Raw genomic sequence first — 13,191 nt, forward strand, 5'->3', positions numbered from 1 at the left:
CTTCCTCTATGTAAGGAGTGTTCTCATGATAAATCGAACGTTAAAACAAGTAGAACAGATGGTAAATGGTACGGGATTAGCAGAGCAATATGAGGGAATTACTATACAAGGAGTCTCTATTGATACGAGAAAAATTGAAAATGGAAACTTATATGTTCCGATTCAAGGTGAACGTTTCGATGGACATGCTTTTGTAGATAAAGCCGTTGAAAATGGAGCTGTGGCGACATTATGGATGAAAGATGTAGCAAATCCACCTGAGAATCTTCCCGTTATTTTTGTGGAAGACACGTTATCAGCATTACAAATGTTAGCGAAAAACTATCGCAATCAATTGGATGTGAAAGTTATTGGTGTGACAGGGAGTAACGGTAAAACATCTACAAAAGATATTGTAACAAGTCTTCTTGCGACTAAATTCAAAGTTCAAAAAACAGAAGGAAACTTTAATAACCATATTGGGTTACCTCTTACTATTTTAAACTTAGAAGAAAATACAGAAGTAGCTGTATTAGAGATGGGTATGTCCAGCCGAGGGGAAATTGAATTCTTATCTAAGTTAGCACGTCCAAATGCAGCTATCATTACGAACATTGGTGAGGCACATTTAATGGACTTAGGCTCTCGTGAAGCAATTGCTGAAGCGAAATTAGAAATTGTGACAGGATTACAAGAAGGTGGAGTATTCGTATATAACGGAGATGAGCCATTATTAACAAATCGTGTTCCTGAAATGAATTTAATAGCTGAAACAGTTACGTTTGGTGATGCTAGAGCAAATGATTACTATCCAACGACTGTAACATTACAGGCAACTGGGACACATTTTAAAATGAATAGAGAAGAAAATATTTCATTCTACTTACCAGTATTAGGAAAACACAACGTGTACAATACGCTTGCTTCAATGGCAATTGCGAAATATTTTGGTGTAACGTGGGAAGAGATGAAAGAAGGTTTAGTAACACTTCAAATGACAGGCATGCGTATGGAAATTGTAAAAACAAATAGTGGTTTAACAATTATCAATGATGCTTATAATGCAAGTCCAACGGCTATGGAAGCAGCGTTCCACCTAATGAATGGTTTAGATGGATTTGCTAAAAAAATTGTTGTACTTGGTGATATGCTAGAACTTGGTGATCAAGAAGTACAATTCCATTATGAGGTAGGTAAATTAATCGATCCAGCAAAAATCTCATATGTGTTCACATATGGTAAATTAGGGGCTCAAATTGCTGAAGGAGCGAAAATTAATTTCCCTATTGAGCGTGTAAAAGCGTATGATAATAAAGAGGAGCTAGTAAAAGAGTTACAAGCAGTAGTTGATGTGAAAGATGTTGTATTAATAAAAGCATCTCGCGGCATGAAATTGGAAGAAGTAATTACGATGTTGAAATAATTGGTGTATATAAATAGGGATGATAGATGCGAAAATAGAAGAAACTTATAATAAGCGCTTACAGTAAATATAAAAAAATAAAAGTGAAGAAAAAAACTCTGAATATGAAAATAAGGTAACAGTTGGGTTTGCTTTTTGCACATACAAAACTTATAATTGATAAAGTGTAATAACGTTTAGAAGTATTTTCGCGAAGAATATACGCCCGTTTATATACGTGAGCATTCAGGAAAAGGGCTTTTCCGCAAATTCGGAAAACGCCTTTTTTTAAATGATAAGTATAGGATAGAAAAGGAGAAGTAACATTGACAACATTTCGAGAATTAGGATTAAGTGAGTCTTTACTACAATCTGTTGAAAGTATGGGCTTTGAAGAGGCTACGCCGATTCAAGCTGAAACAATTCCACATGCATTGCAAGGTAAGGATATTATTGGGCAAGCGCAAACAGGTACAGGGAAAACAGCAGCATTCGGATTACCACTATTAGATAAAGTGGATACAAATAAAGAAGCAGTTCAAGGTATTGTTATCGCGCCAACGCGTGAATTAGCAATTCAAGTTGGAGAAGAGCTGTACAAAATTGGTAAACATAAACGCGTTCGTATTTTACCAATCTATGGTGGTCAAGATATTAACCGCCAAATTCGTGCTCTAAAAAAACACCCACACATTATTGTTGGTACGCCGGGTCGTATTTTAGATCATATTAACCGTAAAACACTTCGCTTACAAAACGTAGAGACAGTTGTTCTTGACGAAGCGGATGAAATGTTAAACATGGGCTTCATTGAAGATATTGAAGCGATTTTAACAGATGTGCCAGATACACATCAAACATTATTATTCTCAGCGACAATGCCAGATCCAATCCGTCGTATTGCTGAGCGTTTCATGACTGAGCCTCAACACATTAAAGTAAAAGCAAAAGAAGTAACAATGCCAAACATTCAGCAGTTCTATTTAGAAGTGCAAGAAAAGAAAAAGTTTGACGTGTTAACACGCTTATTAGATATTCAATCTCCAGAGCTTGCAATCGTATTCGGTCGTACAAAGCGTCGTGTTGATGAATTATCAGAAGCATTAAACTTACGTGGTTATGCAGCAGAAGGTATTCACGGTGACTTAACACAAGCGAAGCGTATGTCTGTATTACGTAAATTTAAAGAAGGTGCTATTGAAGTTCTTGTTGCAACAGACGTTGCTGCACGTGGTCTTGATATTTCAGGCGTAACACATGTATATAACTTCGATATCCCACAAGATCCAGAATCATACGTTCACCGTATCGGTCGTACTGGCCGTGCAGGTAAAAAAGGTATTGCAATGTTATTTGTAACACCACGTGAATCAGGACAATTAAAAAATATCGAGCGCACTACAAAACGTAAAGTTGATCGTATGGAAGCACCGACACTTGACGAGGCATTAGAAGGTCAACAACGTTTAATCGCTGAAAAACTTCAAAGCACAATTGAAAATGATAATTTATCATACTACAAGCGTATTGCAGAAGAAATGTTAGAAGAGAATGATTCTGTAACAGTAGTAGCTGCTGCTTTAAAAATGATGACAAAAGAGCCAGATACAACTCCAATCGCTTTAACGTCAGAACCACCAGTTGTTTCAAGAGGTGGCGGTTCTAAAAAACGCGGCGGTAACGGAGGCGGATACCGTGATGGTAACCGTAATCGTAGTCGTGACGGACGCGGCGGTGGCGATGGTCGTAACCGCGATCGCAATCGTGATGGTGGTAGCCGTGGTGGCGATGGCCGTAACCGTGATCGCAATCGTGATGGTGGTAGCCGTGGTCGTAAAGGTGAAGGTCAAGGTCGCCCTGGATCTTCAAATGGACGTGGCGAAAGAAAACATCATAGCCGTCCACAAGCTTAATAAAAAAGAGAATGCCCTTTGCTGGCATTCTCTTTTTTTATTTCTGTAATTGTACATACTACATAATAACTTGTGTAGAAAAGAGGTGCTACATGCTTGTAAGACTTGGATATGTTGCGATGAGTGTACATTTAAAGAATGCATCTCCATCTCAAACGATGACATATGCGCAGTTTCAACGAATTGGTGATCGAGAGGCTGCAATTCGTAAACTCGAAAGAATTGCTAATTCGAATTTAGAAAATTGTTTACGGTTATTAAAGCATAATAAAGGGCATGACATATCTTTCTTTCGGCTTAGTTCCAAGCTTGTTCCTTTAGCGAATCATGAGGAGTTGTTAGAGTGGAACTATATTCGCCCCTTAAAAGAAAATTTAAAAGTACTAGGTGATTACGCTATTCGAATGAATATGCGTATTGATTTTCATCCAGATCATTTCGTTGTGCTGAATTCACCTGAAGAGAATATTTTTAAACAATCTGTAAAGACATTGCAGATGCATAAAAAATTATTAAAAGGTATGGGGATTGAACATAAGCAACGATGCGTATTACATGTGGGTGGAGGTTATAAAGATAAGGAACTCGCATTAGAACGCTTTATAGAAAATTGGTCAAGTGTTCCAAGAAGTATCCAAGAGATGGTCATATTAGAAAATGATGATACGACCTTTTCTTTAGAAGAAACATTGTATTTAGGTGAAAAATTAGATATTCCAGTCGTGTTTGATTTGCATCACCATATGATGAATAATGATCGAGAAGATTGGCATGAAGATTGGGCGCGTGTTGTACATACGTGGGAATCGTCTTTGTTACCAGTGAAAATGCACATTTCTAGTCCTAGAGAGGGAAAAGACCCGAGAGCGCATGCGGACTTTATTGATGTAGATACTTTTTTATCTTTTTTAAAAAAGATAAAGGGAAGTGTTCCGCAAATTGATTGTATGATTGAAGCGAAGAAGAAGGATGAGTCTTTATTTCAACTAATGAGAGATTTAAGTAAACAAACAGATGTAGAAATTGTCGATGGTGCGAGCTTTTATATTAAATAAGCTCTGCACCATCGAATTTTTTTGTTAATAAAGGAGTGCAAATACCACCAATAATCAATCCTGTTAAATGGCTTATAGGGTTAGCGGAGGGATTGAAGAAAGTGAATAGTAGTAATATACATATCATGATTGAAAAAATAGCAATGTCTCTTGGATTGGAAGAACGATATCGACTATACAATAGAAATAATTGTGCACCTAGCAATCCGAAAATACCACCAGATGCCCCGGCATGAATATATTCAAGAGGCATAATGAGATAAGAAGAAATATTTCCAAGAATTCCAGAAAGGAAAAAAATAATGATGAAAGAAAAGTGCCCTAGTTGTTTTTCAATAGAAGAGCCAAGCACAAATAAACAAATACTATTAGAAAGGAAATGTTGTAAGTCTACATGTATAAGTAAGGAAGTTATGAGACGCCACCATTCTCCTTTAGTGATATATTCATTGTAGGATGCCATGGGAAAGAGAAGAAAGTCGCCTAACATAATCATGACTAATTGTATGAGAAGTAAAGCGATGACGATTGGTTGTAAGGAAATGCGGGCAGAAGGTATTAGCATGTTGTGAGTATCACTCCTTTTGCATCAGAAAGATTCTCTGTTATTCTTACAATATGAAAAAAGAAAGCTAAATAGAAGAAGGGGATTTTGAAATGATTGTAGGGATTGGAATCGATATTATTGAATTGAATCGAATTGAAAAAATGCTAGATGGAAAACTTAAATTTATGGAGCGTATTTTAACTGAAAGTGAACGTAATGTTGCTAAGGAGCTGAAGGGAAGTCGCCTTACAGAGTTTGTAGCTGGAAGATTTGCAGCGAAAGAGGCGTATTCAAAAGCGGTAGGAACTGGTATTGGAAAAGAAGTAAGTTTTTTAGATATTGAAGTAAGGAATGATGATAGAGGTAAGCCGATTCTCGTTACAAGTACAGAGCATATTGTTCATTTATCAATTAGTCATAGTAAGGAATTTGCTGTTGCTCAAGTTGTTTTAGAAAGCTCGTCACGCTAGTCTGCATATTTTATATCTTTGTCTCATATATTTGATGTAGCGATAAGGAAGGTACATCTTCCATTCATTTATAGGGGCAAAGGGGCTGAAGTGATGAAAAGGCGTCTGTTTTTAGTTCTTGTCGGTTTATTAACCGTTTTTGTGTTGGCGGGTTGTATGGAAAAGAAACAAGATGATGTTGTGAGAGATTTAGAGGCGAAAGTAAAAGGGATGAAAAGTTATCAAGCTGAAGCAAAATTATCTATTAAAACAGGGAATGAGCCTCAGGAGTACAAGGTAGAAATATGGCATAAGGAACCTTCTTTTTATCGTGTGAATTTGCAGAATGCGAAAAAAGATCAAAGCCAAATTATTTTAAGAAATGAAGAAGGGGTATTTGTATTAACGCCAGCACTTAATAAGAGTTTCCGTTTCCAAAGTGATTGGCCGCAAAATAGTAGCCAGGCTTATTTATATGAATCCCTTGTGAGAGATATTTTGCAGGATAAGAAAAACCTTACTTTTGAAAAAACAGATAAGTATTATATTTTTAAAACAAAAACAAACTATCAACATCAAAACATGTTGCCGAAACAAGAGATTACATTGAAGAAAAGTGATTTAACACCAGTTTCGGTGAAGTTAATGGATAATGATCAAAATGTTCTTGTGAAAGTAGATTTCTCAAAAGTGAAATTTGATGCGAAATTTGATAAAGGTGCATTTGATACGAAACAAAATATGTCTAGAGCGCAAGTAGATGTTCAAACAACAGCGAAAGAAGACAAACCATTTGCTATTTTGTATCCGCGTGATACGCCGCAAGGTATGGTTTTGAAAGATGAAAAAGAGTTAAAGACAGACAGTGGCAAGCGTGCGATACTCACATACACTGGAAGTAAGAAATCCTTTACTTTGATACAAGAAAAGGCAAAAGTTGCAGAGGCTTCGTCAGCGATAAGTGTGAGCGGAGAATTGGTTGATCTTGGCTTTACAATTGGGGCATTGACGAAAGATTCTTTAACGTGGTCGCATAACGGAGTAGAATATATGCTCGTGTCTAAAGGTTTAGAGCCGAAGGAGCTATTAATGGTTGCTCGTTCAGTTACAGAGAAGCAAGTGAAGTAAACTTCTTAGACGTGGTGATATATGTGCACCACGTCTTTTCTTAGTTTGAAGGGTGGATTTCATAAAAGAAGCATATAAAAGAATAAGCTTCGCATATCGTGTATAAGGAAGTGTATTTATGGAAGAAGCACCATTTTACCGTGACACTTGGGTGGAAGTGGATTTAGATGCGATCTATAACAATATTACACACATTAAAGATTCCATTCCAAGTGATGTAGAGATTTTTGCTGTAGTCAAGGCGAATGCATATGGACACGATTATGTACCGGTAGCTAAAACGGCATTAGAAGCAGGGGCGAAAAGGTTAGCGGTTGCCTTTTTAGATGAAGCTCTAGTGCTTCGAAGGGCTGGTATTACTGTGCCGATTTTAGTGTTAGGTCCTTCCCCGCCTCGTGATGTCAATGTAGCTGCTGAAAATGATGTAGCATTAACTGTTTTTCAAAAAGAATGGGTGGATGAAGCGATCAAACTGTGGGATGGTTCATCTACAATGAAATACCATATTAATTTCGATAGTGGTATGGGGAGAATTGGAATACGCGAACGGAAAGAATTAAAAGGGTTTTTAAAAAGTCTAGAAGGTGCGCCATTTTTAGAACTAGAAGGAGTTTATACACATTTTGCAACAGCGGATGAGGTGGAGACTTCTTACTTTGATAAGCAATATAACACATTTTTGCAGCAGTTAAGTTGGTTGAAAGAGTTTGGAGTGGATCCTAAGTTTGTCCATACAGCTAATAGTGCTGCAACGCTACGTTTTCAAGGGATTACATTTAATGCAGTACGAATTGGCATTGCGATGTATGGGTTATCCCCGTCTGTAGAAATACGCCCTTTTTTACCGTTTAAATTAGAACCAGCGCTATCACTGCATACGAAAGTTGCTCATATTAAACAGGTGATTAAAGGGGATGGGATTAGTTATAACGTCACTTACCGAACGAAAACGGAAGAATGGATTGCAACTGTTGCGATTGGATATGCAGATGGATGGCTTAGAAGATTACAAGGATTCGAAGTGCTTATAAATGGTAAAAGGGTACCGATTGTAGGTCGAGTAACAATGGATCAATTCATGATACACCTTCCTTGTGAAGTGCCGCTTGGTACGAAAGTTACACTCATTGGAAAACAAGGTGATGAGTATATTAGTGCTACTGAGGTTGCTGAATATTCTGGGACTATTAATTATGAAATTATTGCAACGATAAGCTTCCGAGTGCCGAGAATATTCATACGGCACGGCAAGGTTGTAGAAGTAATCAATTATTTGAACAATATATAGAAGGTAGTATGGTTTGCTTCTTGTCATTTGAGAGGACTGTTCATTGGTTAAGAATAAGCTCATTTTTGATGAGAAGCTTTTTACTTATCATTACTTTTAACATAATTTAACGTAAATTTTGCTGGGAAACTCTTTCGTTTCTTGTTTGTAATAAGATAAAAATAAAAGAATATGAATTTTTTGTTTGTGAATTGGAAAACATAAGCAAGGAATAAGGAAGTCTTTGCAACAGGCTCCATACAATGGTATTATTACAATAGGTGTCATATATATATTTGGGTGTGTAGTTGACGGTGGAGGTGTATTTTTGTGTCCGAATCAAGTGTAACTACTGAAATCGTGGTTCGGTTGCCAAAGCAAATGGTAACGGAATTGGACGGAATTGGAAAACAAGAGAATAAGAATCGCCATGAACTAATTTGCCAGGCAACACAACTGTTATTGCGTCAACATAAGACGAAGAAACGCTACCAACATGAATCAATGCGACGTGGGTACATTGAAATGGGAAAAATTAATCTTGGTATTGCATCGGAAGCTTTCTTAGCAGAGTATGAAGCAGCTCATACAGTAGAACGCTTAGTTAGCGGGGGGTAATATTTTGATTGTAAAACGCGGCGACGTGTATTTTGCAGACCTTTCCCCAGTTGTTGGTTCTGAGCAAGGAGGCGTTCGTCCGGTTCTTGTCATTCAAAATGACATCGGAAATCGTTTTAGTCCAACGGTGATTGTAGCGGCTATTACTGCACAGATTCAAAAAGCTAAATTACCCACTCATGTGGAAATTGATGCGAAAAAGTACGGTTTTGAGAGAGATTCTGTTATTTTACTTGAGCAGATTCGAACAATCGATAAGCAGCGCTTAACGGACAAAATCACTCACTTAGATGAAGTGATGATGATTCGTGTAGATGAAGCGCTACAAATTAGTTTAGGACTAATAGATTTTTAAATCGGCAGTTTAAGTTGCTCTCTTTACAGGGCAACTTTTTTTTATTATAGAGGAGGTTACGGTTGTATATGGAAATGGTAGATAATCGACAAGCGTTAATGAAAATGTTAGTGAAGGAATTAGGCTTTACCGAAAAGCAAGTTCGTCATGTTATTCAATTAACAGAAGAAGGTAACACAGTTCCATTTATTGCTCGTTACCGAAAAGAATGGACAGGCTCTTTAGATGAAGTGCAAATTCGTACAATTTTAGAGAGATGGCAATATATGATGCAGCTTGAAGATAGGAAAGAAGAGGTTCTTCGTCTTATTGATGAGAAGGGGAAACTGACAGGAGAGTTACGTCAGCAAATTGTTAAAGCTGTAAAGTTGCAAGAAGTAGAAGATTTATATCGTCCATATAAAGAGAAAAGAAGAACGAAAGCAACGATTGCAAAAGAAAAAGGACTAGAGCCGTTAGCTGAATGGTTATTGTTATATAAGAAAGAAGATCCAAATCAGAAGGCAGTGGAGTTTATTAACGCAGAGAAAGAAGTGCAATCTGCAGAAGAAGCATTACAAGGTGCCCAAGACATTATTGCAGAAATCGTTTCAGATGAAGCAGCTTATCGTAGTTGGATTCGGAATGTTACTTTTAGAAAAGGTGTTATGTCTTCGTCCGTAAAAGATGAAGAGAAAGATGAAAAGAATATATATGAAATGTATTACCGTTATGAAGAACCGTTGCAGAAAGTAGTACCGCATCGTGTATTAGCGATGAATCGCGGTGAGAAAGAAGATATATTGAGAGTTTCTGTTGTTCCACCAGTAGATGAGATAGTAACTTTCTTATATAAGAGAGTAATTCGTGATAACGATTCTAAAAGTGCGCATTATGTAAAGTTAGCAATTGAGGATGGTTATAAACGATTAATTCAATCCTCCATTGAAAGAGAGATTCGAAAAGAATTAACAGAAACAGCTGAGGAACAAGCGATACATATTTTTTCTGAGAACTTACGTAATTTGTTATTACAACCTCCAATGAAAGGAAAGGTTGTGTTAGCTTTAGATCCTGCATATAGAACGGGTTGTAAATTAGCTGTTGTAGATGATACTGGGAAGGTTCTATATATTGATGTTATTTATCCGCATCCACCTGTTCGTAAATATGAAGATGCAAAAATGAAAGTTCTTTCTATTATAGATAAATATCAAGTTGAAATGATTGCGATTGGGAATGGTACAGCTTCTAGAGAATCGGAAGAATTTATAGTTGATGTATTACAAAATGTGAAACAAGAAGTCTTCTATATTATTGTGAACGAAGCTGGTGCGAGTGTGTATTCGGCCTCCGATTTAGCTCGTGAGGAATTTCCGAATTTACAGGTTGAAGAAAGAAGTGCTGTTTCTATTGGGAGACGTCTGCAAGATCCACTTGCTGAACTTGTGAAGATTGATCCTAAATCAGTTGGGGTTGGACAATACCAACATGATGTATCTCAAAAGAGGTTGAATGAATCATTAACATTTGTAGTAGAGACGGCAGTTAACCAAGTCGGTGTGAATGTAAATACAGCTTCAGTTGCGTTATTGCAATATGTTTCGGGTTTATCGAAAACTGTTGCGAAAAATATTGTGGCAAAGCGTGAAGAAGAAGGGAAATTTACAAAACGAACAGACTTAAAGAAAATACCGCGTCTAGGTGCGAAGACATATGAACAATGCATAGGTTTCTTACGTATATTAGAAGGGGCAAATCCGTTAGATCGAACGGGTATTCATCCAGAACAATATAAAAATGTTGAATTGTTATTGAAGAGTCTAGGGTTATCAAAAGATGACGTAGGGCAATTGCAATTACAAAAGAGCTTAGAAGAAGTGGAGATTTCTAAGTTATCGCAAGAAACGGGAGTTGGGGAGCCAACATTAGTTGATATTATAGATGCGCTCATTAGTCCAGAGCGAGACATGAGGGATGAGTTGCCTAAACCGCTTCTGAAAAAAGGGATTTTGAAATTAGAAGATTTAAAACGTGGTATGGAACTGGAAGGAACAGTTCGTAACGTTGTTGATTTTGGTGCTTTTGTTGATGTAGGTGTAAAACAAGATGGTTTAGTACATATTTCTAAACTAAGCAAACAGTATGTGAAGCATCCGTTAGATATTGTATCTGTCGGACAAATCGTCAAGGTATGGGTAGATGATATTGATACGAAAAAAGGTCGCGTTGCACTATCCATGTTGCCGATTGAATAGTAAGAGAAGAGAGCAGATGAAACTGCTCTTTTTTTATGGGATAAAACGTGTAATGGATTATGAGCTTTGATGTATTTTGCTATAATAAAACCAGCATTCATTTAGTAATTTAATTTGATACCGGTTTTTTTCAAAATATGCGCGTTGCATTTGTTTTTTTAGCCACGTAGGCATAGGAATCCCTCCTTGTTTAATCCTACTCTCAAAAATGTAAGGTACTATTGATGAGAGGTTGGTGAGTGGATTTCTATTCATGCTATATTTTTAGAAACCACGCTTCTTGAATGAGGATGGGTATATGTACTATTTAATATATGTATAAGGGAGGAGAAAAGTGTAAAAATATTTTTTAGTTTAGGAGGAATGAGAGTGGATGAGCAAGAAATACAGCGTCTGGTGGAAGAAGTATCACTACAATACTTCGGAATGCCATTTTTACATAGAGCTATGTTCAATAGTAGGTTGCGTACAACTGGTGGACGTTATCTATTGAATACACACAATATTGAACTGAATTATCGATATTACGAAATGTATGGGAAAGAAGAGTTAGTCGGAATCATTAAACATGAGCTTTGTCATTATCACTTACATATTACAGGAAGGGGCTATAAGCACCGGGATAGAGATTTTCGTGAATTGTTAAAAGAAGTTGATGCGCCACGCTTCTGTAAACGAATAATTAATGAAGAGAAGGAAAAAAAGGTTTATACGTATGAATGTATGGGTTGTTTGCTTCAATATGTAAGAAGGCGTCAAATAAATACAAAAAGATATGTCTGCGGAAAGTGTAAAGGGAAACTGAACCTGATAAAGAAAACATCTTGACAGTGAAAACGCAATCCAGTATATTATAAACATGTCACGTTTGTACAAGATGTTGAGAAAAAACATCTTGACTTACGATAAGAAATTTTATAAGATACAAATTGTCTTTATTATTCCGCAGTAGCTCAGTGGTAGAGCTATCGGCTGTTAACCGATCGGTCGTAGGTTCGAGTCCTACCTGCGGAGCCATACAGAGAAGTACCCAAGTGGCTCAAGGGGCTCCCCTGCTAAGGGAGTAGATCGCTAACGCGGTGCGAGGGTTCGAATCCCTTCTTCTCTGCCATACATACTGGCCCGTTGGTCAAGTGGTTAAGACACCGCCCTTTCACGGCGGTAACACGGGTTCGAATCCCGTACGGGTCACCACTTCGGAGGATTAGCTCAGCTGGGAGAGCACCTGCCTTACAAGCAGGGGGTCGGCGGTTCGATCCCGTCATCCTCCACCATATAAATTATATAAATAGTATCATCGCGGGGTGGAGCAGCACGGTAGCTCGTCGGGCTCATAACCCGAAGGTCGCAGGTTCAAATCCTGTCCCCGCAACCAAATGGTCCCGTGGTGTAGTGGTTAACATGCCTGCCTGTCACGCAGGAGATCGCCGGTTCGACCCCGGTCGGGACCGCCATTTTAACTTCTGCTATTTGGCAGTTGTTTTTATTGGACATTATGTTACAATAACATTTGTCTTTGAAAAGAAGATGAATATTTCGATGGGCTATAGCCAAGCGGTAAGGCAACGGACTTTGACTCCGTCATGCGCTGGTTCGAATCCAGCTAGCCCAGCCATTTACGAGCCATTAGCTCAGTTGGTAGAGCATCTGACTTTTAATCAGAGGGTCGAAGGTTCGAATCCTTCATGGCTCACTTTTGTTTTTTCCGCGCGGTCGTGGCGGAACGGCAGACGCGCTAGGTTGAGGGCCTAGTGGGGGAAACCCCGTGGAGGTTCAAGTCCTCTCGGCCGCATCAAAAAATCTTTTTAAAAAGTACTTGCATTTGAAAATGTAGTATGATAAGATAATTGAGTCGCCAAAATACAACGACGAAAAAACATCATGAATAAGCGCCCGTAGCTCAATTGGATAGAGCGTTTGACTACGGATCAAGAGGTTAGGGGTTCGACTCCTCTCGGGCGCGCCATAACGGGAAGTGGCTCAGCTTGGTAGAGCACCTGGTTTGGGACCAGGGGGTCGCAGGTTCAAATCCTGTCTTCCCGACCACGCGGGTGTAGTTTAGTGGTAAAACAAGAGCCTTCCAAGCTCTGGTCGAGAGTTCGATTCTCTTCACCCGCTTTTAGTTCTTTGAAAACTGAACGAAACAAACAACGTGAAACGTCAATTTTATTTTTAGATGCTAGACAAACTAACTTTATTGGAGAGTTTGATCCTGGCTCAGGATGAACGCTGGCGGCGTGC

At 38.1% G+C, this 13,191-nt stretch carries 12 protein-coding genes and 12 tRNA genes; 22 read left to right on the forward strand and 2 right to left on the reverse strand.

Annotated features, from left to right (window positions below; genetic code table 11):
• Nucleotides 1-25 precede the first annotated feature (25 nt).
• From murF to uvsE, 3 genes are all read left to right on the forward strand, one after another.
• On the forward strand, nucleotides 26-1,402 hold the full coding sequence (gene murF / locus JDS99_RS14875; RefSeq protein ID WP_088121136.1) for a UDP-N-acetylmuramoyl-tripeptide--D-alanyl-D-alanine ligase: 1,377 nt from the start codon (nucleotides 26-28) through the stop codon (nucleotides 1,400-1,402).
• Nucleotides 1,403-1,707: 305 nt separating this feature from the next.
• The gene (cshA, locus tag JDS99_RS14880; RefSeq protein ID WP_000206596.1) at nucleotides 1,708-3,294 is read left to right on the forward strand and encodes a degradosome RNA helicase CshA; all 1,587 of its coding nucleotides are present in this window, start codon (nucleotides 1,708-1,710) and stop codon (nucleotides 3,292-3,294) included.
• A gap of 92 nt (nucleotides 3,295-3,386) precedes the next feature.
• Nucleotides 3,387-4,349: a UV DNA damage repair endonuclease UvsE gene (gene uvsE, locus JDS99_RS14885; RefSeq protein WP_048542883.1), complete on the forward strand. Its 963-nt coding sequence runs from the start codon at nucleotides 3,387-3,389 to the stop codon at nucleotides 4,347-4,349.
• Here the strand turns inward: uvsE and JDS99_RS14890 are convergent.
• Nucleotides 4,342-4,914: a rhomboid family intramembrane serine protease gene (locus tag JDS99_RS14890; protein WP_199695294.1), complete on the reverse strand. Its 573-nt coding sequence runs from the start codon at nucleotides 4,912-4,914 to the stop codon at nucleotides 4,342-4,344. The two genes, uvsE and JDS99_RS14890, sit on opposite strands and share 8 nt — an antisense overlap.
• A 92-nt stretch (nucleotides 4,915-5,006) precedes the next feature.
• Between JDS99_RS14890 and acpS the strand changes: the two genes are divergently transcribed.
• The 6 genes from acpS to JDS99_RS14920 all read left to right on the forward strand — a co-directional run bounded on the left by acpS (nucleotide 5,007) and on the right by JDS99_RS14920 (nucleotide 10,950).
• Nucleotides 5,007-5,366 carry a holo-ACP synthase gene (gene acpS / locus JDS99_RS14895; protein ID WP_000635044.1) on the forward strand — a complete coding sequence of 120 codons (360 nt, stop codon included), beginning with the start codon at nucleotides 5,007-5,009 and terminating at the stop codon, nucleotides 5,364-5,366.
• Nucleotides 5,367-5,522: 156 nt separating this feature from the next.
• The gene (locus JDS99_RS14900) at nucleotides 5,523-6,473 is read left to right on the forward strand and encodes a LolA family protein (protein ID WP_002096914.1); all 951 of its coding nucleotides are present in this window, start codon (nucleotides 5,523-5,525) and stop codon (nucleotides 6,471-6,473) included.
• A 118-nt stretch (nucleotides 6,474-6,591) separates the two neighbouring features.
• The gene (gene alr / locus JDS99_RS14905) at nucleotides 6,592-7,761 is read left to right on the forward strand and encodes an alanine racemase (RefSeq protein ID WP_199695295.1); all 1,170 of its coding nucleotides are present in this window, start codon (nucleotides 6,592-6,594) and stop codon (nucleotides 7,759-7,761) included.
• Nucleotides 7,762-8,070: 309 nt separating this feature from the next.
• Nucleotides 8,071-8,358 carry an antitoxin EndoAI gene (locus tag JDS99_RS14910; protein ID WP_000004570.1) on the forward strand — a complete coding sequence of 96 codons (288 nt, stop codon included), beginning with the start codon at nucleotides 8,071-8,073 and terminating at the stop codon, nucleotides 8,356-8,358.
• Between the two features lie 4 nt (nucleotides 8,359-8,362).
• The gene (gene ndoA / locus JDS99_RS14915) at nucleotides 8,363-8,713 is read left to right on the forward strand and encodes a type II toxin-antitoxin system endoribonuclease NdoA (protein ID WP_000635963.1); all 351 of its coding nucleotides are present in this window, start codon (nucleotides 8,363-8,365) and stop codon (nucleotides 8,711-8,713) included.
• A gap of 68 nt (nucleotides 8,714-8,781) precedes the next feature.
• Nucleotides 8,782-10,950: a Tex family protein gene (locus tag JDS99_RS14920; RefSeq protein WP_199695296.1), complete on the forward strand. Its 2,169-nt coding sequence runs from the start codon at nucleotides 8,782-8,784 to the stop codon at nucleotides 10,948-10,950.
• Nucleotides 10,951-11,007: 57 nt separating this feature from the next.
• On the opposite strand, the gene cmpA is transcribed toward JDS99_RS14920, so the two are convergent.
• Nucleotides 11,008-11,124 carry a cortex morphogenetic protein CmpA gene (gene cmpA / locus JDS99_RS14925; RefSeq protein ID WP_001143642.1) on the reverse strand — a complete coding sequence of 39 codons (117 nt, stop codon included), beginning with the start codon at nucleotides 11,122-11,124 and terminating at the stop codon, nucleotides 11,008-11,010.
• 195 nt (nucleotides 11,125-11,319) lie between these two features.
• Between cmpA and JDS99_RS14930 the strand changes: the two genes are divergently transcribed.
• The 13 genes from JDS99_RS14930 to JDS99_RS14990 all read left to right on the forward strand — a co-directional run bounded on the left by JDS99_RS14930 (nucleotide 11,320) and on the right by JDS99_RS14990 (nucleotide 13,068).
• Complete coding sequence (locus JDS99_RS14930) at nucleotides 11,320-11,778, forward strand: SprT family protein (RefSeq protein ID WP_000344252.1); 459 nt, start codon at nucleotides 11,320-11,322, stop codon at nucleotides 11,776-11,778.
• A 114-nt stretch (nucleotides 11,779-11,892) separates the two neighbouring features.
• Nucleotides 11,893-11,967, forward strand: a tRNA-Asn gene (locus JDS99_RS14935).
• A gap of 3 nt (nucleotides 11,968-11,970) precedes the next feature.
• Nucleotides 11,971-12,061: transfer RNA gene (locus JDS99_RS14940), tRNA-Ser, on the forward strand.
• An 8-nt stretch (nucleotides 12,062-12,069) separates the two neighbouring features.
• A tRNA-Glu gene (locus JDS99_RS14945) sits at nucleotides 12,070-12,144 on the forward strand.
• Between the two features lie 4 nt (nucleotides 12,145-12,148).
• Nucleotides 12,149-12,224 (forward strand) — tRNA-Val (locus tag JDS99_RS14950).
• Nucleotides 12,225-12,248: 24 nt separating this feature from the next.
• Nucleotides 12,249-12,325: transfer RNA gene (locus JDS99_RS14955), tRNA-Met, on the forward strand.
• Between the two features lie 3 nt (nucleotides 12,326-12,328).
• A tRNA-Asp gene (locus tag JDS99_RS14960) sits at nucleotides 12,329-12,404 on the forward strand.
• Between the two features lie 86 nt (nucleotides 12,405-12,490).
• Nucleotides 12,491-12,565, forward strand: a tRNA-Gln gene (locus JDS99_RS14965).
• Nucleotides 12,566-12,570: 5 nt separating this feature from the next.
• Nucleotides 12,571-12,643, forward strand: a tRNA-Lys gene (locus tag JDS99_RS14970).
• 16 nt (nucleotides 12,644-12,659) lie between these two features.
• Nucleotides 12,660-12,742: transfer RNA gene (locus JDS99_RS14975), tRNA-Leu, on the forward strand.
• A gap of 97 nt (nucleotides 12,743-12,839) precedes the next feature.
• Nucleotides 12,840-12,916, forward strand: a tRNA-Arg gene (locus JDS99_RS14980).
• A gap of 3 nt (nucleotides 12,917-12,919) precedes the next feature.
• Nucleotides 12,920-12,996: transfer RNA gene (locus JDS99_RS14985), tRNA-Pro, on the forward strand.
• A gap of 1 nt (nucleotide 12,997) precedes the next feature.
• A tRNA-Gly gene (locus JDS99_RS14990) sits at nucleotides 12,998-13,068 on the forward strand.
• Nucleotides 13,069-13,191: the final 123 nt, after the last annotated feature.

The sequence above is a fragment of the Bacillus cereus group sp. N6 genome, from assembly GCF_016483705.1.
Taxonomy (GTDB): Bacteria; Bacillota; Bacilli; order Bacillales; family Bacillaceae_G; genus Bacillus_A; species Bacillus_A wiedmannii.